Origin of the sequence: Sphingomonas chungangi, from assembly GCF_013778325.1 — a bacterium.
GTDB classification, from domain to species: Bacteria; Pseudomonadota; Alphaproteobacteria; order Sphingomonadales; family Sphingomonadaceae; genus Solisphingomonas; species Solisphingomonas chungangi.
The window spans coordinates 1-26,601 of record NZ_JACEIB010000004.1 but is presented as its reverse complement, the minus strand read 5'-3'; the positions used below and the strand labels follow the sequence as shown (position 1 = coordinate 26,601).

The 26,601-nt window shown below is 63.3% G+C and carries 28 protein-coding genes and 1 pseudogene; 13 read left to right on the top strand and 16 right to left on the bottom strand.

Annotated features, from left to right (window positions below; translation table 11 throughout):
• Positions 1 to 63: 63 nt before the first annotated feature.
• The 5 genes from HZF05_RS07500 to HZF05_RS07480 are packed head-to-tail and all read left to right on the top strand — an operon-like array spanning position 64 to position 2,734.
• Positions 64 to 1,479, top strand: a complete 1,416-nt coding sequence (locus HZF05_RS07500; protein ID WP_343046848.1) for an MFS transporter — start codon at positions 64 to 66, stop codon at positions 1,477 to 1,479.
• Positions 1,476 to 1,724, top strand: coding sequence for a hypothetical protein (locus HZF05_RS07495; RefSeq protein WP_160365556.1), 249 nt, complete (start codon positions 1,476 to 1,478; stop codon positions 1,722 to 1,724). The genes HZF05_RS07500 and HZF05_RS07495 overlap by 4 nt, the downstream gene beginning before the upstream one ends.
• A complete protein-coding gene (locus HZF05_RS07490; protein ID WP_181638820.1) occupies positions 1,703 to 1,987 on the top strand; it encodes a hypothetical protein in 285 nt (94 codons plus the stop codon). Before HZF05_RS07495 ends, HZF05_RS07490 begins: the two co-directional genes overlap by 22 nt.
• Positions 1,954 to 2,346, top strand: coding sequence for a hypothetical protein (locus HZF05_RS07485; protein WP_160365555.1), 393 nt, complete (start codon positions 1,954 to 1,956; stop codon positions 2,344 to 2,346). The genes HZF05_RS07490 and HZF05_RS07485 overlap by 34 nt, the downstream gene beginning before the upstream one ends.
• Positions 2,330 to 2,734, top strand: coding sequence for a cation:dicarboxylate symporter family transporter (locus tag HZF05_RS07480; RefSeq protein WP_160365554.1), 405 nt, complete (start codon positions 2,330 to 2,332; stop codon positions 2,732 to 2,734). The genes HZF05_RS07485 and HZF05_RS07480 overlap by 17 nt, the downstream gene beginning before the upstream one ends.
• Positions 2,735 to 2,898: 164 nt before the next feature.
• Here the strand turns inward: HZF05_RS07480 and arsH are convergent, their stop codons facing one another.
• From arsH to HZF05_RS07455, 5 genes are all read right to left on the bottom strand, one after another.
• Complete coding sequence (gene arsH / locus HZF05_RS07475) at positions 2,899 to 3,639, bottom strand: arsenical resistance protein ArsH (RefSeq protein ID WP_160365553.1); 741 nt, start codon at positions 3,637 to 3,639, stop codon at positions 2,899 to 2,901.
• Entirely contained in the window at positions 3,636 to 4,304 is a 669-nt protein-coding gene (locus HZF05_RS07470; protein WP_160365552.1) for an aquaporin, read from the bottom strand. The genes arsH and HZF05_RS07470 overlap by 4 nt, the downstream gene beginning before the upstream one ends.
• Positions 4,301 to 4,732 carry an arsenate reductase (glutaredoxin) gene (gene arsC / locus HZF05_RS07465; protein ID WP_160365551.1) on the bottom strand — a complete coding sequence of 144 codons (432 nt, stop codon included), beginning with the start codon at positions 4,730 to 4,732 and terminating at the stop codon, positions 4,301 to 4,303. Before arsC ends, HZF05_RS07470 begins: the two co-directional genes overlap by 4 nt.
• Before the next feature lie 10 nt (positions 4,733 to 4,742).
• Positions 4,743 to 5,072 carry an ArsR/SmtB family transcription factor gene (locus HZF05_RS07460; protein ID WP_160365550.1) on the bottom strand — a complete coding sequence of 110 codons (330 nt, stop codon included), beginning with the start codon at positions 5,070 to 5,072 and terminating at the stop codon, positions 4,743 to 4,745.
• A 220-nt stretch (positions 5,073 to 5,292) separates the two neighbouring features.
• Positions 5,293 to 5,985, bottom strand: a complete 693-nt coding sequence (locus tag HZF05_RS07455; protein WP_160365549.1) for a MerR family transcriptional regulator — start codon at positions 5,983 to 5,985, stop codon at positions 5,293 to 5,295.
• Between the two features lie 148 nt (positions 5,986 to 6,133).
• Between HZF05_RS07455 and HZF05_RS07450 the strand changes: the two genes are divergently transcribed.
• Positions 6,134 to 7,390, top strand: coding sequence for a cytochrome P450 (locus HZF05_RS07450; RefSeq protein ID WP_246331765.1), 1,257 nt, complete (start codon positions 6,134 to 6,136; stop codon positions 7,388 to 7,390).
• A gap of 32 nt (positions 7,391 to 7,422) precedes the next feature.
• Here the strand turns inward: HZF05_RS07450 and HZF05_RS07445 are convergent, their stop codons facing one another.
• From HZF05_RS07445 to HZF05_RS07435, 3 genes are all read right to left on the bottom strand, one after another.
• Positions 7,423 to 8,031, bottom strand: a complete 609-nt coding sequence (locus HZF05_RS07445) for a PaaI family thioesterase (RefSeq protein WP_160365548.1) — start codon at positions 8,029 to 8,031, stop codon at positions 7,423 to 7,425.
• Between the two features lie 78 nt (positions 8,032 to 8,109).
• Entirely contained in the window at positions 8,110 to 8,610 is a 501-nt protein-coding gene (locus HZF05_RS07440; protein WP_160365547.1) for a flavin reductase family protein, read from the bottom strand.
• Between the two features lie 176 nt (positions 8,611 to 8,786).
• The gene (locus HZF05_RS07435; protein WP_160365546.1) at positions 8,787 to 9,482 is read right to left on the bottom strand and encodes a TetR/AcrR family transcriptional regulator; all 696 of its coding nucleotides are present in this window, start codon (positions 9,480 to 9,482) and stop codon (positions 8,787 to 8,789) included.
• 251 nt (positions 9,483 to 9,733) lie between these two features.
• Here HZF05_RS07435 and HZF05_RS07430 point away from each other — a divergent pair, with 251 nt between their 5' ends.
• Positions 9,734 to 10,876: an LLM class flavin-dependent oxidoreductase gene (locus HZF05_RS07430; RefSeq protein WP_160365545.1), complete on the top strand. Its 1,143-nt coding sequence runs from the start codon at positions 9,734 to 9,736 to the stop codon at positions 10,874 to 10,876.
• Positions 10,877 to 10,927: 51 nt separating this feature from the next.
• On the opposite strand, the gene HZF05_RS07425 is transcribed toward HZF05_RS07430, so the two are convergent.
• Positions 10,928 to 11,515, bottom strand: coding sequence for a TetR/AcrR family transcriptional regulator (locus tag HZF05_RS07425; protein ID WP_160365544.1), 588 nt, complete (start codon positions 11,513 to 11,515; stop codon positions 10,928 to 10,930).
• 97 nt (positions 11,516 to 11,612) lie between these two features.
• Between HZF05_RS07425 and HZF05_RS07420 the strand changes: the two genes are divergently transcribed.
• The gene (locus tag HZF05_RS07420; protein WP_160365543.1) at positions 11,613 to 12,383 is read left to right on the top strand and encodes an SDR family NAD(P)-dependent oxidoreductase; all 771 of its coding nucleotides are present in this window, start codon (positions 11,613 to 11,615) and stop codon (positions 12,381 to 12,383) included.
• A gap of 23 nt (positions 12,384 to 12,406) precedes the next feature.
• Here the strand turns inward: HZF05_RS07420 and HZF05_RS07415 are convergent, their stop codons facing one another.
• From HZF05_RS07415 to HZF05_RS07400, 4 genes are read right to left on the bottom strand one after another with little or no spacing between them, the layout of a single operon-like run.
• On the bottom strand, positions 12,407 to 13,342 hold the full coding sequence (locus tag HZF05_RS07415) for an SMP-30/gluconolactonase/LRE family protein (protein WP_160365542.1): 936 nt from the start codon (positions 13,340 to 13,342) through the stop codon (positions 12,407 to 12,409).
• 17 nt (positions 13,343 to 13,359) lie between these two features.
• Positions 13,360 to 14,211, bottom strand: coding sequence for a crotonase/enoyl-CoA hydratase family protein (locus HZF05_RS07410; RefSeq protein ID WP_160365541.1), 852 nt, complete (start codon positions 14,209 to 14,211; stop codon positions 13,360 to 13,362).
• The gene (locus tag HZF05_RS07405) at positions 14,198 to 15,376 is read right to left on the bottom strand and encodes an aromatic ring-hydroxylating oxygenase subunit alpha (protein WP_160365540.1); all 1,179 of its coding nucleotides are present in this window, start codon (positions 15,374 to 15,376) and stop codon (positions 14,198 to 14,200) included. Before HZF05_RS07405 ends, HZF05_RS07410 begins: the two co-directional genes overlap by 14 nt.
• A 35-nt stretch (positions 15,377 to 15,411) precedes the next feature.
• Positions 15,412 to 16,518 (bottom strand): LLM class flavin-dependent oxidoreductase, encoded by a 1,107-nt coding sequence (locus HZF05_RS07400; RefSeq protein WP_160365539.1) that lies wholly within the window; start codon positions 16,516 to 16,518, stop codon positions 15,412 to 15,414.
• Positions 16,519 to 16,784: 266 nt separating this feature from the next.
• Here HZF05_RS07400 and HZF05_RS07395 point away from each other — a divergent pair, with 266 nt between their 5' ends.
• The 5 genes from HZF05_RS07395 (at position 16,785) to HZF05_RS07375 (ending at position 24,543) form a co-directional block, all read left to right on the top strand.
• Positions 16,785 to 18,479, top strand: a complete 1,695-nt coding sequence (locus HZF05_RS07395) for a class I adenylate-forming enzyme family protein (protein ID WP_160365538.1) — start codon at positions 16,785 to 16,787, stop codon at positions 18,477 to 18,479.
• 25 nt (positions 18,480 to 18,504) lie between these two features.
• Positions 18,505 to 19,635, top strand: a complete 1,131-nt coding sequence (gene ribB, locus HZF05_RS07390) for a 3,4-dihydroxy-2-butanone-4-phosphate synthase (RefSeq protein WP_160365593.1) — start codon at positions 18,505 to 18,507, stop codon at positions 19,633 to 19,635.
• A 503-nt stretch (positions 19,636 to 20,138) separates the two neighbouring features.
• On the top strand, positions 20,139 to 22,580 hold the full coding sequence (locus tag HZF05_RS07385; RefSeq protein WP_246331760.1) for a TonB-dependent receptor: 2,442 nt from the start codon (positions 20,139 to 20,141) through the stop codon (positions 22,578 to 22,580).
• Positions 22,581 to 22,693: 113 nt separating this feature from the next.
• Entirely contained in the window at positions 22,694 to 23,440 is a 747-nt protein-coding gene (locus HZF05_RS07380) for an SDR family NAD(P)-dependent oxidoreductase (RefSeq protein ID WP_160365537.1), read from the top strand.
• Positions 23,441 to 23,463: 23 nt separating this feature from the next.
• Entirely contained in the window at positions 23,464 to 24,543 is a 1,080-nt protein-coding gene (locus HZF05_RS07375) for a zinc-binding dehydrogenase (RefSeq protein ID WP_160365536.1), read from the top strand.
• 3 nt (positions 24,544 to 24,546) lie between these two features.
• Here the strand turns inward: HZF05_RS07375 and HZF05_RS07370 are convergent, their stop codons facing one another.
• The 3 genes and pseudogenes from HZF05_RS07370 to HZF05_RS22385 all read right to left on the bottom strand — a co-directional run.
• Positions 24,547 to 25,317, bottom strand: coding sequence for an enoyl-CoA hydratase-related protein (locus HZF05_RS07370; protein ID WP_160365535.1), 771 nt, complete (start codon positions 25,315 to 25,317; stop codon positions 24,547 to 24,549).
• A gap of 232 nt (positions 25,318 to 25,549) precedes the next feature.
• On the bottom strand, positions 25,550 to 26,161 hold the full coding sequence (locus tag HZF05_RS22280) for an AlpA family phage regulatory protein (protein ID WP_343046847.1): 612 nt from the start codon (positions 26,159 to 26,161) through the stop codon (positions 25,550 to 25,552).
• Between the two features lie 129 nt (positions 26,162 to 26,290).
• Positions 26,291 to 26,512 (bottom strand): annotated as a pseudogene (locus tag HZF05_RS22385) (flavin reductase family protein); the annotation flags it as partial.
• Positions 26,513 to 26,601 lie beyond the last annotated feature (89 nt).

Below are 26,601 nucleotides of genomic sequence, written 5' to 3'. Positions count from 1 at the left end.
TTCGGCTCGTGGAAATCAGGGCTGAACTTTTGAATTCGATGTCACAAGGTAACAAATTTGACCGTGATCCGGTCAAATTTGTTACGTTGCCGCTTCCTCCATTGGAGACCTAGCTTCCGATCCGGTTGCGGTTGCAGCACTCTGCAATCCACCCCGTGCGTAAAGATGTCGATGTGGCATCGAAGAAACTCGGGGGAGCCTATGCCAGCAATCGACAGCGAGACGCCCGGCGGGTCTGGTCTGGTCCGGCCGATCCCGGACGCGCTGATCGGATTGCTCGGCTGCGCGATGTTGCTGAACTACGCCGACCGCGGAAGCCTCTCGATCACCGCGCCAGTGCTCAAGGAAAGCTTCGGGATCGACAATGCCGCGATGGGGCTTCTCCTTTCGTCCTTTTTTTGGAGCTATGCCTTCTCTCAGCCGATCGCCGGTTGGATCACGCAGCGTTTTCCGCCACGGACCGTGCTCGCGTCGGGCGTTGCTCTTTGGTCGGTGGCGACCATCGCCTGCGGGTTCGCAACAAGCTTCGCGCTACTGTTCACCTTCCGCCTCCTGCTTGGCATTGGCGAGAGCGTCATCTTCCCGGTCAACGCCTGCATCTACTCACGAGCGCCCGAAGCCCAGCGCGGTCGGGCCAACGGGATGATGGCAGTAGGCTCGTATATCGGGCCGTTCATCGGCACTCTGGCGGGTGGCGTGATCCTCGCCAGTCTCGGGTGGCGCGCGGTTTTCTGGGTCCTCGGCGGCGTCAGTCTGATATGGGTACTGCCGTGGCTTGCCATGAGCCGCAGCCTGCTGCGCTATTGCGCAGAGCCGCATCCGGACCCTGCCAATTACCGCGAAATCCTGGGGACGCGCGGGCTCTGGGGTGCTTCGCTCGGGCAATTCTGCTATTCCTACCAATTCTATCTCGTCCTGACCTGGCTTCCGCTCTATCTCGTGAAATCCGCGCATTTCTCGATCGCGCAGATGACCGCCATCGGTGGGACACTCTACATAAGCCAGTCGGTCACTGCCGGTTGCACGGGGCTCGCCAGCGATCTTTTGGTAACGCGGGGCTTCGCGCCCACGGTCGTGCGCAAGTCGTTCCTGGTTTTTGGGCTGACGCTGACCGGCAGTTGCCTTAGCCTGATCAGCATCGCTCCTGCGCAATCAGCCTTGCTGCTCGTCCTCGCCGGCGTTGGCAACGGCTTCACCGGACCGATGGTCTTTTCGATCGGACAGACGCTCGCCGGGCCCCGCGCCGGGGGACGCTGGATGGGTATCCAGAACATGATCGGCAATTTCTCAGGGATCACCGCGCCGATCGTGACCGGGATTGTCGCGGATCGCACCGGCTCGTTCGCCGGCGCTTTCATCCTTGCCGGTATCATATCGGTCGTCGGGATCATAAGCTGGATATTCGTGGTGGGGCCGGTCTGCCAGACGCGCTGGCAATCGCGGCGGGTAACGCTTGGGCAGCACAAGCTGGCCGTATGAAGACGATGTCTGGAAATGGCGTGATTCGTCTAGAAATATTCGGTGACGCCGCCATGGACTTCATGCGAACGCCGAACGGTAAGGCCTTTGCTGCCACACGGGATCGCCGCATCTACATCGTCTGGATCGCCTTGGTCTGGGCGGGGATGTTGGCGGGCTTCGTACCCGATCTCGCTCGGTTCGAGACAGAGACGCACCCCCGCTCCTGCGCCACCTGCATGCAATGCTCTATTTCGCCTGGCTGATCTGCGTGACCCTGCAGATCGCGCTGATCGAGTTGGACAATCCGTCGCTGCGTCGCAGGCTCGGTTGGTGGTTCGTGGGACTGTCTGCGGCACTCATTCCGCTGGGACTATTGGCGGCGATGGCCGACATGTCCCGATCCGCAGCGGCAACACACTATGAACCGCAATTCCTGGGGCTTGAATTTCAATCTCTGTTGGTCTTCTCACTCCTGCTTTGTTGGCCACGCGGATGCACCGGGACCTCGCCGCGCACAAACGTCTGATGATTCTGCTTACCATATGCTTCCTAGATCCCGGGACATCGCGAGCATGGGGGTTCTTCAGTCCGATTCACCCACATGGCGCCTTCGGCTGGTGGCTGCACTTCTTCTGGGGCAACGCCGCGATGTTACTCGCGATGATGGGCTGGGATGTATGGCACCACGGCCGGGTCCATCCCGCTTTGCTGACTGGCGGGGCCTTGATCGCTGCGGGCGAGACCGCAGCGGTCTTTCTCGAATTTTTCCCATGGTGGCATGAGGTCGCCGCTGGTCTCGTCGTGGCCCTGGGGACGGATTTGATGAACGTGCCGGCCGAATTGATCCTGCCGCCAGTAAGTACGGGTGATGGGAAATGCCCATGAAACAAGGCTCGGCTGCGCTCATCGCATTGGCGCCGAGGTCGCTACGGGTATCGTCATCCGCGCCGCCAACCGCCCGCTTCTGGCCGATATGTTTCAACTGATCCTGCCGCTCGGGACATTGTGGCTGAACGCGCTCCGGATGACGCTCGTGCCTCTTGTTTTCGCGATGGTCGCCCAAGGGATGATCACGCTCGATCGGAGCGGCGGGGCCGGTGGTCGGCTGCTTGGCATCACGCTGCCGCTCATTCAGGGGCTGCCTTTTCTCGCTGCTGCTATCGGGATCGGGCTGAGCGTCGCATCCAACGCGGTCTGGCTGGTGACGCGTGGCGCGCTCGGCGGAATAGCCGCCACCCATATCTCAGCCCACACCTTTCGTATTTATGGGTGATGCGGCGACCGAACCGACCAGATCGGACCGGTAGCCATAAGGAACGCGCCCCAAACTCGGGAATGACCGACGTTGGCGCTGAGAAGCTGGGCAGCGCTCGACCATTTGGTGCCGTTTGAGGGACGCGCCACCATTCCCGTGATCTGTTAATCCAAAGCGAGAATCTACCGTCCGATGGCGACCGCCGAATGGTCCTCGCGCGCGACCGGCATGCCGCCCTCCTTGCGCTCGGAATAGCGGTCGACGAGCTGGGCGACGTGCGGGCGCATCAGCATGGTCATCCGCACGAGCTCCTCCATTACGTCGACGATCCGGTCGTAATAGCTGGACGGCCGCATCCGACCGTCATCGCCGAACTCCTTATAGGCCATGGCGACCGAGCTCTGGTTCGGGATCGTGAACATCCTCATCCAGCGGCCGAGCAGGCGCAGCGTGTTGACGCTGTTGAAGGACTGCGATCCGGCCGAAACCTGCATAACGGCAAGCGTGCGGCCCTGCGTGGGGCGCATGCCGCCCATCGACAGCGGCAAGTGGTCGATCTGGGTCTTCATCACGCCCGTGATCTGGCCATGGCGCTCGGGGCTGCACCATACGTGCCCCTCACTCCACATCGACAGCTCGCGCAGATCGTGGACGGCGGGATGATCGTCGCCTGCCGCTTGGTCGGGCAGCGGTAGATCGGATGGGTCAAAGATTCGCGTCTCGGCGCCGAACAGCTGCAGCAGGCGGGCGGCCTCCTCGACGCAGAGCCTTGAGAAGGACCGCTCGCGCAGCGAGCCGTAGAGCAGCAGGATACGTGGCGGCGGCCGGTCGAGCCCAAGTCCGCCCCCCGGCCGGTCGATGACGAACGATCGGTCGAGGGCAGGCAGATGGTCGGGATCGGACAGGACGCGGACGCGGCTCATATGGTGGCCTTCAGTTTTTCAGTGAACAGCAGATCGGTTGCGAAGTGACCCGCCAAGGCACCCACGATCTGCACCACGATGAAGCCCGGCACGCACGCGGGGGCGATGCCGGCGAAGCTGCCGCTTAGCGACCGTGCGATGGTGATCGCGGGGTTGGCGAAGCTGGTCGACGACGTGAACCAGTAGGCAGCCGTGATGTAGAGCGCTACGCTAGCCGGAAGGCTCTCCGGCCGCATCTTCGCCGTGCCGAGGATCGTCATGATGAGACCGAAGGTGGCGACCGCCTCGCCGGTCCATTGGCCGGGCCCGGTGCGAATCTTGTGCGAAAGCTGCAGCATCGGAACGTCGAACATCAGGTGGGCGAGCCAGACGCCGAGAATGCCGCCGACCAGCTGGGCGATGGCGTAGCCGATACCCACCTTAGTGCTGACGTGGCCGCGCAGGCGCATCACGAGCGTGACGACCGGGTTGAGGTGTGCACCAGAGACCGGGCCGAGCATGGTGATCAGCACGAAGAGGATCGCGCCTGTCGCGAGTGTATTGCCGAGGAGTGCGACAGCAACATTCCCGCTGGCCAGCCGCTCGGCCATGATGCCGGAACCGATGACCGTCGCGAAGAGGATGAGGCTGCCGAGCGCCTCGGATAGAAAGGCGCGGCGGATCACGTCTTGCTGACGCGATGGCCCGCCGCGTCGACGACCAGCTCGCCGTCCTCCTTGGCGAAGGCACCGCGCTGCGCGTCGGGCAGAATGTCAAGTACCGCCTCGGACGGCCGGCAGAGCTTCACGCCGAGCGGCGTCACGACAAGCGGCCGGTTGATGAGGATTGGGTGCTCCATCATCGCGTCAATCAGCGCCGCGTCGGTCAGGGACTGGTCGTCGAGGCAAAGTTCGGCGTAGGGCGTGCCTTTCTCGCGGAGCAGCGCTCGAGGCGCCATACTGGCGCGGTCGATCATCTCGACGAGCAACGCGCGCGACGGTGGCGTCTTCAGGTACTCGATCACGTGCGGCTCGACGCCGCTGTTGCGGATCAACTCGAGCACGTTCCGCGACGTGCCGCATGCCGGATTGTGGTAGATTACGATGTCGGTCACGGCCGGTCCTTCAGCAGCAGGCGAGGTCGGCAAGCAAAGGCTCGCATAGTTCGGGACGGCCCTCGCAGCAGTCCTTCGCCAGGAAGGTCATAAGAGCACGGAGCGTGTCGATGTTGGCGCGTTGGATCTGTTGCCGGCCCTGTCGCTCGGCAATCACCAGCTCGGCTTTGGCGAGCACAGCGAGGTGAGTTGAGAAGGTGCTTTGTGTGAGCCCACTTGCCTCGACCAGCGCACCAGTCGGCAAACCGTCCGGCTCGTGGCAGAAAAGCAAGCGGAAAGCGTTGAGCCGGGTTGGGTGCGCCAGAGCCGCGAGCGCGGAAATTGCCGAGTCCTGATTCATAGATCGGGAATATCCGATCAGTATGCGGCAGGCAAGACCTATCAACTTATCCCGATGCGAATGGCGTCAGTTATGGCTGGTCGTTTTCCTCGGAATAGTCCGACCGCTTTATCCCAGTCGGCGCCATCGCCAGCCCAGTGCGACCATCGCCAAACGTGTGAGCTGACCGTCAGCAATTGGGAAACGCTCAAAAAGTCCGGGAACGGCGGCAATTGGGCGCCTACCGGCCATCGATCCCGATATGTTTCATGAAAGACTTGATCCGGAGTAGCCCCACGAAGTCCAGCATCAAGGGCAGCACCGCATGCAACATCGTCGCGGCGCGGTCCTCGGCGAAGCGTCCCGCACTCATTTCCAAAAAAAGCTGGGCCTCATTCCGCGCGATGAAGTCCGCGCCCTCAAGATAGAAGGCGATGTTCTCGGGTGGGAAGCCGGTCTCTTCGACGAAGCCGACCTCGCGGACGTGTCCCCATATCTCGACGAGCCTGGCATCGGCGAAGCTGATCATCACGCCATCTTCCGAATCGATGAGGGTCAGCATTCCCATTCGGGCGAACGCGCTCGCATCGTGCTCGGCTTTCGGAAATTTTTCGAGAAGCGAGGCGAGCGGGATCAGACGCGCCTCGCGCATCCCGAGACGCATCGCGAGCAGTTCCTCGAGCTGGCGATAGGCGACGGCGGGGCCGGCCTGCGCCAATCCATTTCCGTCGAGCGCGCCCTTGATCTCTTTGAGCGTCAGGCGGGACGTCTGCTGGAGCTGCCGGACGGCGGCAATCGCCGCAACATGGTTTTCGCCATATTCCGCACGATTCCGGGCAGGCCGCTCCGGCTCTGGAACAAGCCCCTCGCGGATCAAGATCCTGATGACTTCGCGATCGACGCCCGTGCGCTCCTCGAGTTCCCGCATCTTCATAGCCAGGCCCCTATCCCAACGCGGATGTCATGACGCAACTCCCAGCGCAGGAGCAAAGCCGTTGCCGACCTCTCTTCGTGCGTGTATATTACACGTACGATCGCGGGGATGGTATCCGCGACAATCAGGAGAGGCTGACGTGGCCACAATGCCGGAAGAGATTTCGCCCCCGATTTCCCGCGCCCGTGCGCCGCGCCCCGAGCACGTGCCCGCCGACCGCGTACACGAGATCGACATGTACGCGCTCGATCACATCGAAGAGGGGTATCACGAGGCCTGGAAGCGCGTGATCGACGCCGGTCTTCCGGATCTGGTCTGGACGCCCTTCACCGGAGGTCACTGGATCGCCACCAACGGCGATACGGTCCGTGAGATCTACAGCGATCCGGCCCGCTTCTCGAGCGAGGTGATCTTCCTGCCCAAGGAAGCGGGCGAGAAGTACCAGATGGTGCCGACCCGCATGGATCCGCCCGAGCATACGCCCTATCGGAAGTCGCTCGACAAGGGGCTCAACCTCGGCCGGCTGCGTAAGTTCGAAGACCAGGTCCGGGGCATCGCCGCCGAACTCATCGAGGGTTTCGTCACGGACGGCGGATGCGATTTCTCCGCCGATTATGCCAACGTCTTCCCGGTGAAGGTGTTCATGGCGCTGTGCGATCTGCCGATGGAGGACGTGCCGCTCCTCACCCGTTTCGCCAAGATGATGACCCGGCCCGAGGGCAACACTCCCGAAGAGATGGCCGCTGAGCTCGAGGCAGGCAATGACGGCTTCTTCGCCTATGCCGCGCCGGTGATCGAGGCCCGGCGGGGCAAGGATGGCGACGACCTGATCAGCATCATGATCAACACCGACATCAACGGCGCCCCGATCGAGCATGACAAGGCGGTCGGCCTGATCGCTCTGCTTCTGCTCGGCGGCCTCGACACGGTCGTGAATTTCCTGAGCTTCATGATGATCTATTTGGCCCGCCACCCCGGCCTCGTGGCCGATCTGCGCGCCGACCCCCTGAAGCTCATGCGCGGGGCCGAGGAGATGTTCCGGCGTTTCCCTGTCGTCGCCGAAGCGCGGATGGTCGCGCACGATCAGGTCTATAAGGGGACGACGTTAAAGCATGGCGACATGATCCTGATCCCAACGGCGATGCATGGCCTCGACAAGGCGCACAACAGCGACCCCCTGACGGTTGCCCTCGATCGCCGGAGCATCGGCCACAGCACATTCGGCGGCGGCCCCCACCGCTGCGCCGGCATGCACCTCGCGCGCATGGAGGTGATCGTCACGCTCGAGGAATGGCTGAAGCGCATCCCGGAATTTCGGATCAGGGAGGGGGAGGCGCCGATCTATCATTCGGGCACCGTCGCGGCCGTCGACAACGTCCCGCTCGTCTGGTCGGTGCGTCCGTGAGCGCACTTGGGGTCAGACCGTAGTTCGTCCTCTCAGACCTGCCCGACGTTCAGGGCTATCATCAGGACGGTGGCGTCCGCACAGAGTGTGTTCCCGTCGCGAATCTCCAACCTGAGGAAGCGTTTGCGTCCCTCCTCTCGCTCGATCACGCCGAAAATGTCGAGATCGGTATCGGTCGGCGTGATGGAACGATAATTGGTGTTGAGGTAGGCGGTGCGCGCCGTCGATCGTCCGCCCAGGTGACAGAGCCGGCCGGCGACCTCGTCCATGACGAAGGCTACCGCGCCGCCGTGCGCGGCGCCGTTGCTCCCCAGGAAATACCTGTCGAAACGGACGCGCGCCCTGAGTTCGGTCTCGCCCAGCCACGTATAAGCGACCGCAGGGCAGGTAACCTGCCCCCTGCCCTGGACATCCGGTCGCTGCGCATAGACCTGCCGGTCCTCGTCGACCTGACAGGTTGCGAGGACATCGCCCCATTCGGCCAGGGTCGCTTCCAGATCGTCGATCTGGGTCATGCTCGGGCGCGCTCCGGCCAGTCCCGCCAGGAAACCACGCAGGCTGGCGGTCAGGCGCCCGTACCGGCGATCGTCAAACGCGTCGGCCGGACGGCTCCACACGCTGCGCCAGATATCATCGTTCATGCCGGACCCTGCGCCCCGACACCGAAGAGCGGCACCCAAACCATCGTGAGCTGGAGCAATGGCTGGTGATGGCGGCGTTCAGACGGCGATCGCCGCGAATGGAGAGAATTGACCATAGCCACCCTGGAAGAACAGCAGGGGCTTCTGATCATGCGCCGCCTCCAGCGAGTGAACCTGCCCGACCACGATATAATGATCCCCCGCCTCGTGGACCGCGTAGAGGTCGCAATCGATCCAGGCGACGCTTCCGTCGATGATCGGCAGCCCGGCGCCGGAGGGCCGATGGCTGACCCGATCGAACTTGTTGCCCCCCTTCGATGCCAGCGCGCGGCAGACGTCATGCTGGCCATCTGACAGGATGTTCACGCAGAAACGCCCCGCTTGCTCGATCTTCGGCCAGCTGGTCGACGTCCTATCCGGGAAGAACGCGACGAGCGGCGGATCCAGCGACACCGACGTGAACGAGCCGACCACCATCCCGACCGGCTCGCCATCACAGCAAGCCGTGATCGCGCATACGCCCGTCGGGTAGTGCCCCAGGATACGGCGGAATTCGCTGCTGTCGAAGCTCAGTGACATCGTCCATCCCTGTATAGGAGCGCCAGCCCGGCAAGGCCAACCCATCACAGCCTAATTATCATTAGGTTGAGCGAGATCGCAAGCCCGCCACCGCAGTTCGTTTCTGAACAGGCGCAAATAGGCCCATGTTGTGAAGTTCGCGATAGCTCGGGGTCATGGCGCGATGCGACTTGCGGTCAGTCCGAATTCGGATCGCCACGCAGATGGCGTGGGGTGCGCAACGGCATGCAGATACTGGTGACGATCATCTCCATCGTGTCTTCGAGTGCATGCTCGAAACGCTCCTCGATGTCTTCGTTCGCGCCGTTGCCGCGATGCGTGACGAGCATGTTGAGGAACATGAGGCAGCCGTTGACCAGCCTCCTCTGCGCGACGGGCGTGGGAAGGTAGCCTAGCCGCTCCCGCAGCAGATCGAGCGCACGCTGGAGATGCGGCGGCGACTCGCTTCCGAAGTCCCCGAACATCGTCGATCGGCTGCGCAGCAGGTACTGGCTGAGGAAGCTCGCATAGGAATGGTTGCCCTCGGCATCCTCGAGATCGAGCTGCGGCAGCATGATGACATCGAGCAAGGTCCGCGCGTCGGTCAGCTGCCCTTCGCGTTCGGCCTGCTCCAGCATCGCCTGACGGGCAGGCTCCATCTGCTGCATGCGATAATCGAAGATCGCCTTCACCAGCCCTTCACGGGAGCCGAAATGATATTGGACGGCATAATGATTCTTCTGGCCGGCCTTGGACGCGATCTCCCTCATCGAAGCGCCGGCGATGCCATGGTCGGCGAAGACGACCTCCCCGATGAGGATCATCCGCTCCTTGCCGTCTCCGCCCTCCCGATCCACCATCTTGCCTGTGCCGCGCCGCCCGCCGTCAGACATTATCCCGATCACCCATCTAAGCGGCCGTTTTAACTTCGGCGCCTGCAAGACCCGTTTCCTTCGCCTCTAGCACCACATACAAGGCCCGAAGCGCAAGCGAATTAGGTCTTCTGCGCGATCCGCTGCGTGAGTCCCTCGCCGCGCTCTAAGCAGTTGACTTAGATTACCGCTAAGCGCATGACTTAAGCATCGGCCGGAGCACGCGGCCAAAGATCAGGGCGCAACGCGCCGGCGACCAGGAGAGAGACGCCATGGCAATGGAAACGGGACTCATCTTCCACCCCTATATGCGCCCGGGCCGCACCGCGCGTCAGACGTTCGACTGGGGCGTGCAGAGTTCGATCGCGGCCGACAAGGCCGGCTTCACCTCGATGATGATCTCCGAGCACGCATCGCAGATCTGGGAAAACATCCCCAATCCCGAGCTGATCATGGCGGCCGCCGCGCTGCAGACCAAGACGATCAAGTTCGCGCCGATGGCGCACCTGCTGCCGCACCAGCATCCGACCAAGCTCGCCATGACGATCGGCTGGCTGTCGCAGATCCTCGAGGGCCGCTACTTCCTGGGCATCGGCGCGGGCGCCTACCCCGCCGCCTCCTACATGCACGGCATCCGCGGCGACGACATCAACTCCAAGCACCTCAACGACATGGTGCGCGAGAGCCTTTCGATCATGGAGAAGATCTGGAAGCGCGAGCCCTTCTTCTACGAAGGCAAATATTGGGATGCCGGCTTCCCGGAAGAGGAAGTCGCGCTGACCGAGGAAGACGAGCAGCACAAGCTGGCCGATTTCTCTCCGTGGGGCGGCTTTCCCGAGGTCGCGGTCACCGGTTTCAGCATGGAATCGCCGTCCATGCGGCTGGCGGGCGAAAAGAACTTCAAGCCCGTCTCCATCTACTCCGGTCTCGACGCGCTCAAGCGCCACTGGGAGATCTATTCGGAGGCCAATATCAAGGCCGGCTTCACGCCCGATCGCCAGCGCCACGCGGTCTCGCACACCATCTTCGTCGGCGACACCGACGCCGAGGCCAAGAAGGAAGTGATGGAAGGCCCGATCGGCTATTGCTTCAACAAGTATCTGATCCCGATCTGGCGGCGCTTCGGCATGATGGACGGCTTCGCCAAGGATCATGGCATCGATCCGCTGGCGGCCGATCTCGAATTTCTGGTCGACAGGGTGTTCATCGTCGGCTCGCCCGACACCGTCGTCGAGAAGACCAACGAGCTCTTCTCCAAGTGCGGCGGCTGGGGCACGCTCCAGATCGAGAGCCACGATTATTATGACGATCCGTCGCCCTGGTTCCATTCGCTGGAACTGGCGGCGAAGGAAGTGGCGCCACGCATCACCCTTCCCGGCGAGCCCGTGGCGTCCAAGGAGACGGTGGCAGCCTGAGCGCTATCGATGGCAGGTGGTGGCGACCGATATCGCGCCACCTGCCGAAGATCAGCGTGCGGCGAATCCGCTGATCACCATGCGGGCAGCCTGCTCGGCGATCTGGGCGGGCCCGAGTTTGCCGGGCCGATACCAGGACGAGCTCGAATTCAACATGGCGATCAGGAATTTGCGCACGACCGTCGGATCGAGATCGGCATCGGCGCTGCCGTCCTTCTGCGCCGCGACGATCAGGTCGCGCCAATAGTTGTCGAACCCCGAATAGGCGGCGACGACGCGCTTCTTCATGTCGTCGGGAAGGTCGTCGAAGACGCGGGCCACTGCCGAGGAATAATCGTCTCCCGTCAGGAGGAAGTCGATATGCGACCGAATGGCGGTTTCCAGGCGCTGGATCGGCGATGCCCCGCTGCCGAGGACTTCGACATGCGACACGATGTGTCGGGTGTTGTGGTAGATGCCCTCCATCATCACTTCCTCGACCAGTTCGTCCTTCGAACCGAAGTGGTGATAGAGGCTCGGCGCCAGCATCCCCGCAATTTTCGCGATCTCGCTCAGCCTGGCGCCGGCGAGGCCGCGCGCGCGCAGCGTCGCGGCGGCGGCATCCAGGATTCGGGTACGCGATTGGTCTCGTTCAGCCATGTCGATTCCTTAGCGCCGAACGGCGGTTTGGGAAGAGCATCGTGAGGCGAGGCGAGGCACCGTCCCAGCCGATTCCAGAAGAAAGAGGAGAATGTTGATGTCCCTGCAGGGCAAGAGGATCATCGTGACCGGTGGTGCGCAAGGGATCGGCGCGGCGGCCGTCAGGGCGTTCGTCGCGGCCGGTGCCCGGGTGTTTTCGCTCGACGTCGACGAGCAACAAGGCCCGCAGACGGCCGAGGCCGCCTCGTCGTCCGGCCCGGGGCAGGCGACCTTTCTCCCATGCGACGTCAGCAAGAGAGCGGAGGTCGATACCGCGTTCGACCGGGCCGTGTCGGCGATGGGCGGGCTCGATGTCCTGGCCCACATCGCCGGCGTCCACCGCCACGCGCCGACCCACGCCGTGCCCGACGACACGCTCGAATGGCTGATGGCGGTCAACGTCAACGGCACGATCTACACCAACGGCGCCGCCCACCGGCATATGACCGACGGCGGGGCGATCCTGAATTTCGGATCGGAATCGGGACTGACCGCCGAGATCAACAACGCCGTTTACGGCGCCTCCAAGGGCGCGGTCCACACGTGGACTCGCAGCGTCGCGCGCGAATGGGGTCCGCGCGGCATCCGGGTCAACGCGGTGCTGCCTTATATCGTCACGCCCATGTACGAGCGCTTCCGCGAAGCGCTGAGCCCGGATGAGCTGGCGACCCACGATCGCGCGACCGCCGAGCAGATCCCGCTCGGCGGCAAGTTCGGCAATGCTGACACGGATCTTGCGCCGGTGCTCCTGTTCCTGGCGAGCGACGCTTCGCGCTTCATCACCGGTCAGCTCATTCCGGTCGACGGTGGTCTGATCTCGGTTCGCTGAGGTACCCGGCCCCGGGCCTGCCCTCATCCCGGAAACGGGATGACGGGCAGCCCGCGGGTACCGGGGTTGTGGAGCTCGAACAGGCCGCCTGCGAGGGGCTCGCGCTGCCACATCTCGTCGGTGTAGCCGGCCGAGCCGGTGATGAGGAACAGGCGGTCCATTGCCTCTCCGCCGAAGGCAGGGCGCAGGCCCCGCCGGACCGGAAGCTGCCGCTCCTCGACCAGGCTCGCGTCGGGCGCGAAGCGGCGCAACACCCAGCTCTCGTAGAAGGCCATCCAGATGCAGCCCTCTACATCCACCGCCATGCCGTCGGGATAACCATCCTCCGGCTTGAACGTCAGGAAGTCCCGGCGGTTCGAAAGCGTGCCGTCCTCGGCGAGGTCATACACCCACGTCACCAGCGGCATCGAATCGTTCACATAGGCGGTCTTGCCGTCCGGGCTGAACGCCGGACCATTGGCCGTGACGATGTTGCGTTCCATGGTGTGGATCGAGCCGTCCGCGTCCAGCCGGTAGAGCTCGCCGGTGCTGCGCTTGTCGAAATCCTTGAGGCTGCTTTCCTTGTCCTCGGCGGTCGTGCTGTCGTCCCACTGGCTGGAATCGCACGATCCCGTCCAGTAGCGGCCCTTGCGGTCGGTCACGCCGTCATTGAGCCGCGCGATCCGCCGGTCGGGGATCGGATCGGCGAACGCCTGATAGGTGCCGCCTTTCGGATCGATGATCGCGAGACCTTCGCGACAGGACGCGATGAAGCCCCCCTTCTCCCGCAAGGCGATGGCGCTGATCCATTGCGGCGACACCCAGCTGCCCCTGTCGCCGCTGGCGAGATCGAACCAGTTAACGCTCGGCGCATCGATATCCACCCAATAGATGCATCCGTCGCGCGGATCCCAGATCGTGCTCTCGCCCAGAATGGCCTTGGCCTCCCATAGGCACGTCCAGTCCTTGCCATCACCCATCCGTTCTCTCCTTTGGCTCAGAGCCTGACGATGCCGTCGCCGAATGGCGCGTCGCGGCGGCGGACCGCCTCCTTGAGCCCTTCGGTGCGGACCGTCTCGTTGAATTCCGCCCGGCTGGATGCCAGGTGACCGCGCGCATCCATCTCGGCGGCCATGCGCTGCAGCGTCCGCATCCCCATCAGCTCGAGGCCGATATTGACGATGCGCTTGTTGGCGCTGAGCAGATCGGCGTCGATCAGCGCCAGCCGTGCCGCGAGTGCTTCGACCTCATGATCCAGCTGATCGGCCGGCACCGCCTTCAGCGCCAGGCCGATCTTCACCGCATCGGTGCCGAGGATGGAGTCGCCGGTCAGCAGCAGCCGCTTGGCCCATTGCGGCCCCACCAGATAGAGCCACATGTGGCTCGGCAACGAGCCCTGCGAGCGCGCCGGCGGAAAGCCGAACTGCGCATCGTCCGCGCACACCACCATGTCGCAGAGCAAGGCGAGGTCGGTGCCTCCCGCCAGGCAGCGGCCGTGGACCTGCGCGATGACCGGCTTGTGCATGTCGAACAGCGCCATACGCAGGCGCTGCGCTTTCTCCTGCGCCCAGGCGTCGTCGTCGAACTTGGCGCGGCCACGTTTGTGGTCGACCTGCCCAGGTATCGGCTGATCGTAACGCTGGAGATCGTAGCCCGACGAGAAATCCGGTCCCGCCGCGCGCAACACGACACAGCGGACGCGATTGTCCTCGTCGGCCTCCCAGAGACGCTGGTTGAGCAACTCCATCAGCGGCTCGGACAAAGCATTGCGCTTGGCGGGCCTGTTCAGCGTGATCCAGGCGGCGCCCTCCCTGATCTCGTACAGGATATCGGGTTCACCGTCGCTCATCCTCGCCTCCTCTTTTGTCGCGCCACGCCTCGACCATGGCGTTGATCGTGCCATGGCAATGGATCAGCGCCGGTTCGAGCCGACCATAATGGACATGACCGATCGCGCCCGATCGAAGATTGTCCTGGATGTCCTTCTGGATCGGAAAATCCTCCTCGAACGCAACCTGCAGCAGGATATCGAAATTGCGCTGCCAATGTGCCCGCTCCTCCTCGCTTGCCGGTTCAGAGGGCGAGAAGATGCTGGTCACCACCCTCGTCGAGAAGCAGTCGATCGGCTCGAAGCGCCAGGTCTCGATATGATCGCCCTGATAGGACAGGAGGGCGTTCGGCAGCAGGACGTATTGCGCCGCCGCGTGGGGGAATAGCCGCCAATCCGACGGCCGGCAGCTTTCGAGCTGATCGAGCACCGACCGCCGCAGGCCGATCGGCCGCGCGACCGGGCCGAAGACGTCGAACAATTGATGGGACAGGAACGTCCGGTCGATCGAGTTCCGATGCACGAAACGCACGTGATAGGGCTCAAGGAAGGTATCGAGCAGAAGCTTCCAGTTGATCGGCCAGACGGTCTCGCGTCGATCGAACAGGTGCGCGCTCTCGATCCCGTAGCCCGCGAATTCGCGCTCGGCACCGTGCAACAGGTCGGCGGCGTCCACCGTCGCGCCCTCCAGCGGATGCACGAAGATCAGGCCATGGGCCTCGACCACCGAGCGAACAAGCAGGCCGCACGGATCGGCGACATCGTCGAAACCACCTTCGTCATGGGGACGTGCCAGGAGGCTGCCGTCTGTCCCATAGGTCCAGGCGTGATAGGGGCAGACGATCGGCCGACGCCCCTGCGAACCATCGCCCTTGAGCAAGGGCGCGGCACGATGGCGGCAGGCGTTGACGAAGGCGCGCAGGCTCAGATCGGGCTGCCGGACGATCAGGATCGGGACGCCGCCGCAATCGCGCGTCAGATAATCGCCGGGACGGGCGCATTCTACGGACAGCCCAACGAACTGGGCGCACTCGCGAAACAATGCCTGTCGCTCGTCCCGGAACCAGTCCTCGTCCACATAGCGGCCGGCCGGATTCGCCATCGAGCGATCGGCGTGGCTCCAGCGAAGGCGCGGATCGGCCTCGCGCAGCCGCTCGACGAGCTTGATCTGGATATGTCGATCCATCGCCGGGGCCGGTCCCGCAGGCTCCTAGCCCGCCGTCATGCCGGCACGGACACCTGCCCGGCGCCGGCCGCCGACACGTCGAGATCCTTGAGCTGCGGCAACACCTTGCGCGCGAACAGTTCGTAATTGTCGCGTCCCACCTCGAACGGCATGTCGCCGAACTGGGTGTAGATGATGAAGCTGCCAACATCGAAGCGCTCGACCATCGAACGCAGCTTCTCGGTGACCTCCTCCGGCCGCCCCCAGATCTGGAGATCGGCGAGGAAGTTGTTGAACTTCTCGATGCCGTTCTTCTCGACGCTGGCCGCGAGCGCGCCGTAATATTCATAGCCCTCGATGTTCGCGAACTCCTTGTTCCCGAACTGGTAGAAGGCCGAGGTCGATCGGGCATATTCGACGAGATACTTGTCGCGCATCTCCTGCGCCTTGGCGGCATCCTCGTTCACCGCGACGAAGGCGACCACCACCGGCTTCGGCGCGGGACGGCCGCCCGACACTTCGAGGAAGCGTGTTCGATAGGCCTGCAGATCCTCCTCCACCCGGTTCCAGGGCTTCTGCGCGATGATCATCAGCCCGACATTCAGGCTCGCCATCAGCTTGACCGATTCCGGCGAGACGGCGGAGGCGAAGACGCGCCCGTTATAGCTGGCATAGGGGCGCGGGCGCAGCTCGACAGGCGACTGCTTCAGATATTCGCCGTCATATTGCATGACGCCGGTCTCGAGGCCCGCGAGCAGGCATTCGGCATATTCCCGGAAGCGCTTGCGCGCCTCACCCATCGGCACGTTGAAGCCGTCGAACTCTTCCTTGCCGAGGCCGCGCCCGATGCCGAGGATCGCGCGCCCCTCGGAAAATTGATCGAGCAGCAGGAAGGATTCCGCGATGCGGACGGGGTTCTGCCAGGGCAGCACGGTCACGGTGGTGCCGAGCTTGATCCGCTTGGTCTTCGCGGCGACCCAGGACAGGAACTGCGGCACGTTCGGGGTCATCATGTAGCCGGTGAAATGATGCTCCGGTGTCCAGACCGAATCGAAACCCTGATCCTCCGCGCGTGCCGCCAGGCCGAGCTCGTGCCGGAAGACGTCGCTGTCCGTCACCCGGTCATGCAGATTCTGGAAAGTGAGCCCCAGCCCAACGTGCATCGCATATCTCCACTGATCTGGTCGTAACCTAACGACAATTAGGCTATCTTGGCAAGGGGCGAATTGCTTGTTAGATCGAATACCGAGAGCACCGGGCCGCCACGGCGGCGGATGGCGCACAATGCCGTGATTTTAAGATGTTTCGTAATGTTCGAGGCCGGATTCGGAAGGCCGGACGAAGGCGCTGAAAATCAATGTGGACGGAGATGGCAATCAGCCCTCCCTCTAACGACGATTATGCTGGATTGACTCTGGAGAGGAATGGAATGCGGCCGGGTACAGAAGCGAAGCGCCGAGCGATCGCGCTACGTCACCCTGTCTGGGTGGAACAATCGCTCGACGCCTATCTCGATCGCGCGGCACATGATTTCGCGGGCGAGCCGATGGTGCTGACGGATGCCGTCACGCTCACTTATGCCGATGTCGCAGCACAATCGCGGCAGATCGCTCAAGCACTGCGAGGCCATGGCATCGCGCCGGGCGAGCGGGTCGGCATGGTCATGGCCAACCACCCGATATCCGTGCCCTTGCTTTTCGCGATCTGGCGGGTCGGCGCGGTCGCCGTGCCGATGAACACGCTCTATCGCCCCGCCGAGCTCGAATATGCGATCCGGGAGGCGGATTGCGCCTTGCTCGTGATCATGAAGAGTTTCGGCTCACGCCAATATGCGGCCGATCTCGATCATCTCGTGCCGGGATGGCGCGAAGGCCGGAACGAGAGCCTGCCGACGCTTCGCGCGGCGATCGTGTTCGACGAGAGCGAGCCGGATGCGCTGCTGCGGCGACAGGCCGGGATCGAGACAGACCCGCCACCCGCCGACCCGATCGATCCGCACAGCCCCGCCGTGATCATGTTCACCTCGGGGACGACCGGATCGCCCAAGGGGGTCGTGCAGACCCACGACAATCTCCTGCGCGCGGCCTATGCCGGGGCCTATCACCAGGCGTTCGAGCAGGGGCGCCGGGCGGTCTTCTCGCTGCCGCTTTACCATTCCTTCGGGCTGGTCGTCGGGCTGCTCTCCGGACTCATCGTCGGCGGTGCGATCGTGCCGCTCCTCAAGTTCGAGCCGGATGCGATCCTGCGCGCGGTCGAGCGTCACCGCGCCACCTTCCTGATGGGCGTGCCGACGATGACGATTGCGCTCATGGAACAGGCCAAGATCCAACATTACGATCTTTCCAGCCTGACCGCGATCCACAGCGCCGCGGCGCCGACGCCCAGCTGGGTCTGGCGCGATATCCAGGAAACGCTGGGCTGCGACGAGATCTTCACGAGCTACGGCCAGACCGAGACCACCGCTACGATCATCTGCACCCTGCCCGGCGATCCGATCGAGATCGTCTCGTCGACGCAGGGTCGCGTCGTCGAGGCGGGCGTCGCCGGCATCGCGCAGGAGGACGGACGCATCGCCCAGTTCAAGATGATCGACCCCGAAACCGGCGAGGATGTGCCCTGGGGCAGCGCGGGCGAGATCTGCACGCGAGGCCCGATGAACAGCCTCGGCTATTTCCGCCGCCCGGAGGAAACTGCCAAGATCATGCTGCCCGGCGGCTGGATCCGGATGGGCGATCTCGGCCAGTTCCGCGACGACGGCAACCTCTTCCTCACCGGCCGTTCCAAGGAGCTTTACAAGAGCCGCGGCGAGCTCGTCTCACCCAAGGAGCTCGAGCAGGTCCTGACCACCCATCCCGCCATCTCGCAGGCCTTCCTGATCGGCATGCCCGACGACCGCTGGGGCGAATGCGGCTGCGCGTGGATCGTGCTCACCCCGGGCGAGCAGATCGAAGCGCAAGCGGTGATCGACTATCTCGGCGAGCGCGTCGCCAGGTACAAATTGCCGCGCGATGTCTGGTTCGTCGAGGACGCGGACCTGCCCAAGACCGGCACCGGCAAGGTGCAGAAGAACGTGCTGCAACAGATGGCCGCGAAACTCATCGAGGAGATCGCCCATGCTGGATGACGCCATCATCGAGAAGGATACTATCATGGAACAGGCGCCAGGCGCCGGGCCTGCGATCCCCGCATCCCTGTCGACGATCGAGGAGATCATCGAGGATGCGATCAACGGAAAACCCTACATCCTCGTCGACGCCGACGATCGCGAGAATGAGGGCGACGTCATCATCCCGGCCCAGTTCGCGACGCCGCTGGCGATCAACTTCATGGCGAAGCACGCCCGGGGGCTGATCTGCCTCGCCATCACGCAATCGCGCGCGGAGCATCTGAAGCTGCCGCCGATGACCGTGAATAATCAGTCCGGGCACGGCACGGCCTTCACGATCTCGATCGAGGCGCGCGAAGGCGTCACCACCGGCATTTCCGCGCAGGATCGCGCCCACACCGTGGCCGTCGCGGTCGACCCGAGCAAGGGCGCGTTCGACATTGTGTCCCCGGGCCACGTCTTCCCGCTCGTCGCCAGGGACGGCGGCGTCCTCGTCCGTGCGGGGCACACCGAGGCCGCCGTCGACATCGCCCGGATCGCCGGGCTGACGCCGGCCGGCGTGATCTGCGAGGTCATGAACGACGACGGGACGATGGCGCGCCTTCCCGAACTCCTCCAGTTCGCCGCCGAGCATGGCCTGAAGGTCGGCACGATCGCCGATCTGATCGCCTATCGCAGGCGTTCGGAGAAGCTCGTGTCCCGCGTCGAGAGCGCGCCGTTCAGCAGCTTCTATGGCGGCGATCTCACCGTCCATATCTACCGCAACGAAGTGGACGGCGGCGAGCATGTCGCGCTGGTGAAGGGCGAGATCGATCCGTCCAAGGACACGCTCGTCCGCGTTCACCAGGTCGACCTTACCGCGGACCTGCTGGGTTGGTCGACCGCGCATCGCGATTATGTGCCGCGCGCGCTCGCCGCGATCGCCGCCCATCCCGGCCAGGCGGTCGCCGTCTTCGTGCGCGACCCGAGCCCGGACTCGATCTCGAAACGCATCGCCGGCGGGCGGAAGACCTATCACGACACCAATGCCACGCGCGATTACGGCATCGGCGCACAGATCCTGCTCGATCTCGGCGTGCGGAATATGGTCCTGCTTACGTCCAGCACCGCAAAACTCGCGGCGCTGGAAGGCTTCGGCCTGACGGTCGTCGAACGGGTTCCCATGCGAGATTAGAAAGCGCCCAAGGGCATGACAGTATTCTAATCTGCATTTCATCTGAAAACTGAAACGAAAAAGCTGTGGCCTGCCCAACGGAGACGAGGCGATTGGCCCATCACGCCAACAGCCAATCTCTGCCATCACTCAAATAATCCAGTATTTTGTTATATTTATCTGCCTCCGCAACGGACTACGCCGCGCCACGGCGTGATTAAACCGCCTGCCTCTCCGCGGAGAATTACAGCTGACTTAAATGACGCTTGCGCGACTTACCTAATTGTGGTTAGGTACAAGGAACAACGACAATCGGCGATCGCCGGGCCAAGACACCGCACGAAGAGGCGGCAGATTTTTGGGGAGATTCGATGCACGGAACCGACCGAAAATGGCGACGAGGTGGCGGCACGCTTGTGGCCCGAACGCACTCTCGTCCACGGCACCGATTTACCGACAGACAAGCGAGTCAAGGCGACGACCGCGACCTGACCGACAAGAAGAAATCTTCAAGGGAGAGCCTGATGAGGAGCGAAACCGCAATGCAGACTGTTCGAAGTGCGTCCGGCCTGCGCGATCAGCGTGCCAAGCTTGCAATGTCCGCCGCCGCGACATCGCTCGTCGCAACCCTGCTGGCGGGTCCGTCGCTGGCCCAGTCCGCCCCCGATGCGGCATCCGCGACGCCACCGGCGGCTGCCGCTTCACCCGCGCCGGCAGCCGATGCCGGCGGCGACATCATCGTCACCGCGCAGCGCCGTGAGGAATCGCTCTCCAAGGTGCCGCTCTCGATCTCGGCGTTCAACAGCGAGGCGCTGAAGACCCGCGTCGTCACCCATGAGCAGGATCTCCAGTCTCTCGTTCCAGGCCTCGTCGTGAAGAGCGGCCAGAACCAGAACCAGGTGAGCTTCACGCTGCGCGGCCAGACCCTCGACGCTTTCTCCGGCGCGAGCCCGGCGGTTCTGACCTATCTGAACGAAGTGCCCTTCTCGGGCGGCAACTCCGCGACGGCTTTCTACGATTTCTCGTCGATCCAGGCGCTGAAGGGTCCGCAGGGCACGCTTTTCGGCCGCAACGCCACTGGTGGCGCCGTCCTCTACCAGTCGACCCTCCCAGGCAACGATTTCGGTGGATACCTCACCGTTCGCGGTGGCGAGCGCAAGCTTCGCCAGGTGGAAGGCGCGGTCGATATCCCGCTGATCTCCGACCGGCTCGTCGTCCGGCTGGCCGGCGACTATCAGGCGCAGAACGGCTATGTCCACAACCTGCTTGCCGGCGGCACGCTCGGCGATACCGACAACAAGTCAGGCCGGATCACCGTCGTCGCAAAGCCGACGGACTCGATCAAGAACGTCACCGTGTTCGAATACAGCCACTTCGGCGGCAGCGAGGCGGGAAGCGAACTCTACTCCTACTACAAAATGGGGCAGTCCAATAACGGCTTCGCTCTGACTACCACGCTCGACACGGTGTATGGACACGGCTTCTTCCCCGGCGTCGGCGACGGACCGCCCGGACCCGGCACCTTCCCGGGCGCGGTTGCGGGTTATTACGCCTGGCAGAAGGCGCATCCCTACGACATCTATTACTCGTATGATTTGCCGCATAGTTCGCATAATTACTTCCTGTCGAATACGACGACGATCAACCTGGACGATCACACGACGTTCAAGAACATCTTCGGATATCAGAGCAGCTTCTCGCGGACGCCCGGCATCCTCTCGGGAAGCCCGTTCGCCTCGCTCGATCTCTACAACACGACCGGCGCCTTCGCGGGCCCGCCGGGCGGCGAGGTGTTCCGGAACAAGAGCTGGTCGGAAGAGGCTCAGATCCAGGGAACGCTCGCGAACGATCGCCTGAAATATATCATCGGCGGCTTCTACAACGACGCCAAGAAGGTCGAGGGCATTCCCGTCATCGTCGGCGGCGATCTCGCCACGCCTTTGGGACAGGTTCTCTATCACACCCGCGGAACCGACAATTCGAAAGCCCTCTACGCCCAGGCGACCTACGATTTCTCCGATTATGTGCAGGGCCTGAGCTTGACCGCTGGTGGTCGCTATACGTGGGAAGAGGTCGGAGAGACGGCGTTCCCGGATCACGTCTTCGCGCCCAATTTTCCTCACGAGCTAAAGAATCTTCAGGCGCCGAGCTGGAACGTGAATATCCAGTGGCAGTTTAATTCGCATAACCAGATCTACTTCGCGCAGCGGGGCAGCTTCCGCGCCGGTAACTTCAACGGCGCTGTCGTCCCGTACAATCTGGTCAACTTCTTCAAGAACGAATATACGCACGACTTCGAGGTCGGCTATAAATTCAACGGCATGGTCGGTCGCCGCAGGGCACATTTCAATATCGCAGCCTATGACCAGATCGTCCACAACGCGCAGCACTCGCTCTACGCCGTTGTGGCGGGCGCACCGTCGGCCTTCACCGTCAACGTGCCCGAGGCGACGATCAAGGGTATCGAGGTCGATGGCGATATCCAGGCGACCGACTGGCTCCAGGTCGGCTTCGCCGGCGCCTATACCCATGCCAAATACACGAAGGGCCTCGTCGACCTGTCGGCGCAGACGGGTGTTCCGGGCTACACCATCCCGTTCGACTCCTATCCGGACTCTCCGAAACTGTCGGGCTCGCTGTTCGCCGATTTCAAGCTGCCGGTGCCGTCGGAGGTAGGCGACGTCCATCTGCGTGCCGACAGCTTCTCGCAGAGCAGTTCCTACTTCTCGAACAACAATTTCAGCATCACGCCGGACACCAAGATCAAGGGCTATACGACGGTCCAGCTTCGCCTGAGCTGGAACGAGATCATGGGGACCAAATTCTCGGCGGGCGTCTATGTGAAGAACCTGACGAACAAGCTCTATTACGCATCGGGCTATGTCGAGGGCAATTCGGGCGGCTTCAACACGGTGATCGTGGGTGAGCCGCGCACAGTCGCCGGAGAATTGTCAGTGAAGTTCTAGGATCGCAGCCCCCTGCGAGGCCGGGCGGACCCCTTGGGGTTCCCCCGGCCGTTTTGTCGGCGGGCCAGCGACCCCGCTGTAGTGAATCTGCGTAAAGGCTGTGGAGAATTTGCATGCGACGGTTGGATGGCAAGGTCGCGATCATCACGGGCGCGGCGCGCGGAATGGGCGAATCCCACGCGCGCATCTTCGCGCGTGAAGGCGCAAAGCTCGTCATCACGGACAGGAATGCGGAAGGCGGCCAGGCGCTCGCCGACGAGATCGGCGGCGATTGCCGCTTCGTGCCGCAGGACGTGACCAAGCCCGAGGACTGGGAGCGCGTCGTCGCCGAGGCCGAGAAAGCCTTCGGCAAGGTCGACATCCTCGTGAACAATGCCGGCATCCTCGGCCCCATGGCCACGACGGCGGATCTCGACGACGCCGGCTACGATCTCGTCTGCGCGATCAACCAGCATTCGGTCTTCTACGGCATGCGCGCGGTCGTCCCGGCCATGCTGCGCACGGGCGGCGGATCGATCGTGAACATATCCTCGATCGCGGGCATGGCGGCCAATTACGGCTTCCCGAGCCTTGCCTACGTCGCCAGCAAGTTCGCGGTGCGCGGCATGACCAAGGCGACCGCGATGGAATATGGCAAGCACGGCATCCGCGTGAACAGCGTGCATCCCGGCTTCATCCAGACGCCGATGATGGTCGAGGCGACCGACGAGGTCGGCGGCGATGCGCTACGCGAGATCCCGCTCGGCCGCATCGCCGATCCGGCCGAGGTCTCGGCGCTGGTGCTCTTTCTCGCGTCGGACGAAGCATCCTATATCACCGGCGCCGAGCATCTCGTCGATGCCGGCATGCTCGCGCACTGAAGCCTCACAGGCGAGGAACGATCATGACTACCGGCCGCGCCACTGTCCTTGTCGAGACCAACAAGCTCGAAACCTGGAACGTCGAAATCGCAGACCCCGAATATGGGGGCGCCCTCGTGAGGGTCGTCCTCGGCGGCGTGTGCGGCAGCGACGTCCATATCAAGACGGGCGAAGCGGGCATCATGCCCTTCCCCATCATCCTCGGTCATGAGGGTGTGGGCCGGATCGAGAAGCTCGGGGGCCTGGACACCGATTATGCCGGCATTCCGGTCAAGGTCGGCGATCTCGTCTGCTGGTCGCCGATCGCGGCGTGCCATCGTTGCCACTCCTGCACCGTGCTCGAAGAGACGCCGTGCGAGAATTCGCAATATTTCGAGCATGCCGAGAAGCCCAACTGGGGCAGCTACGCGGACTATGCCTGGCTGCCGCGCGGGCTTGCCTTCTTCAAGCTGCCCGACGGCGCCGATCCTTTGGCCGTGGCCGCGCTCGGGTGCGCGCTGCCGACCGTGCTGCGCGGCTTCGAGCGCTGTGGACCGGTGCGCATGGGCGAAACCGTCGTCGTTCAGGGTGCGGGACCAGTCGGCCTCTCCGCCGTGGTCCTCGCCGCGCAGGCCGGCGCCCGCGAGGTGATCGTCATCGACGGTGTCGATCGCCGGCTGGAGGTCGCGAAGTCGCTCGGCGCCACCGCCACGGTGTCGCTGCGCGACAGCCTCAAGGAGCGGCGCAGGCAGATTTACGAGCTGACCGGCCCGGCTGGGCCTTCGCTGGTGGTCGAAGCGGCAGGCTTCCTCCCGGCCTTTCCCGAGGGCGTCGATCTCGCCGGCATCCACAGCCGCTATGTCGTGATGGGCCTGTGGGGGGCGATCGGCACGCAGCCGATATCGCCACGCGATCTGGTGACCAAGAACCTCACGATCGTCGGCGCCAGCTTCCCGAAGCCGAAGCATTATCACGGAGCGATGCAACTCGCGGCGCAACTGCAGGACAAGGTGCCACTCGCGAGCCTGATCAGCCATCGCTTCGCTATCGAGGACGCGCATCTGGCGCTCGACGCGGTCCACAAGGGCGAGGTCATCAAGGCGGTGATCGATCCGGAGCTTTGAGCGCTACCGTCCTGACCAGACGGGCTTGCGTCGCTCGGCAGCGGCGCGCTCCCCTTCCCGCTTGTCCTCGGTCGATGCGTAACGCTCGATCTCCTCGAAGCGCGTCGCGAGCGCGACGTCGAGCGGATGGCCGGCCCGGGCGGTGACGGCGGCCTTGGCGGCCTGGACCGCCAGAGGGGACGCAGCCACCAGCTTGTCCGCCCATTTCTGGGCAGCCGCATCCAGCTCATCGGGAGGGACGACCTCATTCACGAGGCCGTATTGCATCGCTTGCTGCGCGGAGATCCGCTCGCCGGTCAGGATCATCTGAAGCGCGATACGGTGGGGAAGCTGGCGGATAGCGCGATGAACGACGCCGCACTCGCCGATGATTCCAACCTTCGTCTCCGGCAGACCGAACTGGGCGGTCTCCGTCGCCACGATGAGGTCGGCGCACATCGCCAGCTCGAAGCCGCCACCCACGCAATATCCCTGAACCGCGGCGACGATCGGCTTCCTGCATTCCAGATGCGGGCCGCCGATGCCGGTGATCCCGCCCCCCAGCGCCATCCGCCCGTCCCGCTCGATACCCTGGGAAACGTCGGCGCCGATCGAGAAGGCGCGTTCCCCGGCGGCCGAAAGGATGACCGCCCAGATTCCGGGATCGTCGTTGATGCGGGTCCACGCATCGTGGAGCAGTATGTCCATCTCAGGCGTGATCGCGTTGAGGCCTTCCGGCCTGTTCAGGCGCAGCCTCGCAATCCTGCCATCGATATCGAACTCGATATCTGCCACCGCGCCCCTCGCCACCAATCCCGAAAGCCTACCTAATTTTGATTAGGCACCGCTTCAGGTACGACGATGGAATGCTGGGTGCAAGCGCGGCTTCCTGGATCCAGATGCAAGCGCGCGACGGGCCTCAATGCCGTGCACCGGTCTGAGAGCAGGTTCGACGGGAGAAGCGGATCGTCCGCTAGTGTGACAGGTCATTTTAAGCATGAACGTCCAACATTGGGCGCAACTCGGGCTAGCTGAAACGGCCAGCCCAATCTCGAGGCCCTCCACTTGCGCACCGACGGAAGGGGCAGGCCACGAACTCGTTGATGTCGGACTCGTACCAAGCCACGGCGTTGGCGCCGATCCTGACGCTTGTCGGGAATGTCCCATCCGCCTGACGGCGGTAGATGGTCGGTGTCGAAAGGCCGGTCCGGTCGAGTACGTCCGGTAGGCGGAGCAGGCGATCGAGGCGACGATCTCGCACGGGTGGCGCCGCGGACACGTCAGCCATGGCCGCTCTCCGATTTCGCCAGCTGCTGGCCAAGACGCGCACGTGCCTTCGCAAACGCCTTGCCGTGTCGATGAACGACGCGACCATCGCCGGCACCAGATCCGCGAGAGCCTCCTCAGTCCCATAGATCTCCGCATAGAAGGTTGCATATTGCAGGAGCTGCTGGTGGAGCTCAGGCGGGAGCGAGAGCTTGAGCTTGAGCNGAGCTTGAGCTTGAGCTTGAGCTTGAGCTTGAGCTTGAGCTTGAGCTTGAGCTTGAGCTTGAGCTTGAGCTTGAGCTTGAGCTTGACCGCCGTCCTTTCCGGGAGCTTCGGAAGTCGGATTGCGGTCATCTCCGACCTCCTGCCTGATCGAAGACTAGCAAATTCCTTTGACTTTTATATTATTATACATGTATCACAATTTTTATTTAACTATAAAGACCTAAAAACATAGCAACAGCGCATATACCTTTCATTTAATTGCACGTTTTCATAGCGATCAAATTGCTGTCGATGCGATGGGCGAGTATTGGCCATAGCCGCCTTGGAAGAACAGCAACGGCTTATGATCGCGCACAGCTGCCAGAGAATGAACCTGACCGATCACTATAGAATGATCACCCGCCTCGTGGATCGCATACAGGTCGCAGTCGATCCACCCTACAATCCCTTCGATGATTGGAAGCCCAGCGTCGGAGGGTCGATGCGCAATCTGGTCGAATTTATCGGTGACGTGCGCCCCTGATTGTTACCACTCAGAGGTAGAGTCCGGCTCCTTCATGATGGTTGGTTGAGGGGATGGCAACGGGG

Excerpts from the sequence above, each read along its gene's own strand:
- arsH (WP_160365553.1), bottom strand. The coding sequence starts at position 3,639 with ATGAGCCGCGTCCGCGTCCTGTCCGATCCCGACCATCTGCCTGCCCTC.
- HZF05_RS07405 (WP_160365540.1), bottom strand. The coding sequence starts at position 15,376 with ATGGATCGACATATCCAGATCAAGCTCGTCGAGCGGCTGCGCGAGGCC.
- HZF05_RS07485 (WP_160365555.1), top strand. The coding sequence starts at position 1,954 with ATGCACCGGGACCTCGCCGCGCACAAACGTCTGATGATTCTGCTTACC.
- HZF05_RS07380 (WP_160365537.1), top strand. The coding sequence starts at position 22,694 with ATGCGACGGTTGGATGGCAAGGTCGCGATCATCACGGGCGCGGCGCGC.
- HZF05_RS07440 (WP_160365547.1), bottom strand. The coding sequence starts at position 8,610 with ATGTCACTGAGCTTCGACAGCAGCGAATTCCGCCGTATCCTGGGGCAC.
- HZF05_RS07455 (WP_160365549.1), bottom strand. The coding sequence starts at position 5,985 with ATGAAGATGCGGGAACTCGAGGAGCGCACGGGCGTCGATCGCGAAGTC.
- HZF05_RS07495 (WP_160365556.1), top strand. The coding sequence starts at position 1,476 with ATGAAGACGATGTCTGGAAATGGCGTGATTCGTCTAGAAATATTCGGT.
- HZF05_RS07430 (WP_160365545.1), top strand. The coding sequence starts at position 9,734 with ATGGCAATGGAAACGGGACTCATCTTCCACCCCTATATGCGCCCGGGC.
- HZF05_RS07395 (WP_160365538.1), top strand. The coding sequence starts at position 16,785 with ATGCGGCCGGGTACAGAAGCGAAGCGCCGAGCGATCGCGCTACGTCAC.
- HZF05_RS07415 (WP_160365542.1), bottom strand. The coding sequence starts at position 13,342 with ATGGGTGATGGCAAGGACTGGACGTGCCTATGGGAGGCCAAGGCCATT.
- HZF05_RS07410 (WP_160365541.1), bottom strand. The coding sequence starts at position 14,211 with ATGAGCGACGGTGAACCCGATATCCTGTACGAGATCAGGGAGGGCGCC.
- HZF05_RS07450 (WP_246331765.1), top strand. The coding sequence starts at position 6,134 with ATGCCGGAAGAGATTTCGCCCCCGATTTCCCGCGCCCGTGCGCCGCGC.
- HZF05_RS07425 (WP_160365544.1), bottom strand. The coding sequence starts at position 11,515 with ATGGCTGAACGAGACCAATCGCGTACCCGAATCCTGGATGCCGCCGCC.
- HZF05_RS07375 (WP_160365536.1), top strand. The coding sequence starts at position 23,464 with ATGACTACCGGCCGCGCCACTGTCCTTGTCGAGACCAACAAGCTCGAA.
- HZF05_RS07445 (WP_160365548.1), bottom strand. The coding sequence starts at position 8,031 with ATGAACGATGATATCTGGCGCAGCGTGTGGAGCCGTCCGGCCGACGCG.
- HZF05_RS07420 (WP_160365543.1), top strand. The coding sequence starts at position 11,613 with ATGTCCCTGCAGGGCAAGAGGATCATCGTGACCGGTGGTGCGCAAGGG.
- HZF05_RS07480 (WP_160365554.1), top strand. The coding sequence starts at position 2,330 with ATGGGAAATGCCCATGAAACAAGGCTCGGCTGCGCTCATCGCATTGGC.
- HZF05_RS07385 (WP_246331760.1), top strand. The coding sequence starts at position 20,139 with ATGAGGAGCGAAACCGCAATGCAGACTGTTCGAAGTGCGTCCGGCCTG.
- HZF05_RS07400 (WP_160365539.1), bottom strand. The coding sequence starts at position 16,518 with ATGCACGTTGGGCTGGGGCTCACTTTCCAGAATCTGCATGACCGGGTG.
- HZF05_RS07435 (WP_160365546.1), bottom strand. The coding sequence starts at position 9,482 with ATGTCTGACGGCGGGCGGCGCGGCACAGGCAAGATGGTGGATCGGGAG.
- HZF05_RS07490 (WP_181638820.1), top strand. The coding sequence starts at position 1,703 with ATGCTCTATTTCGCCTGGCTGATCTGCGTGACCCTGCAGATCGCGCTG.
- HZF05_RS07460 (WP_160365550.1), bottom strand. The coding sequence starts at position 5,072 with ATGAATCAGGACTCGGCAATTTCCGCGCTCGCGGCTCTGGCGCACCCA.
- ribB (WP_160365593.1), top strand. The coding sequence starts at position 18,505 with ATGGAACAGGCGCCAGGCGCCGGGCCTGCGATCCCCGCATCCCTGTCG.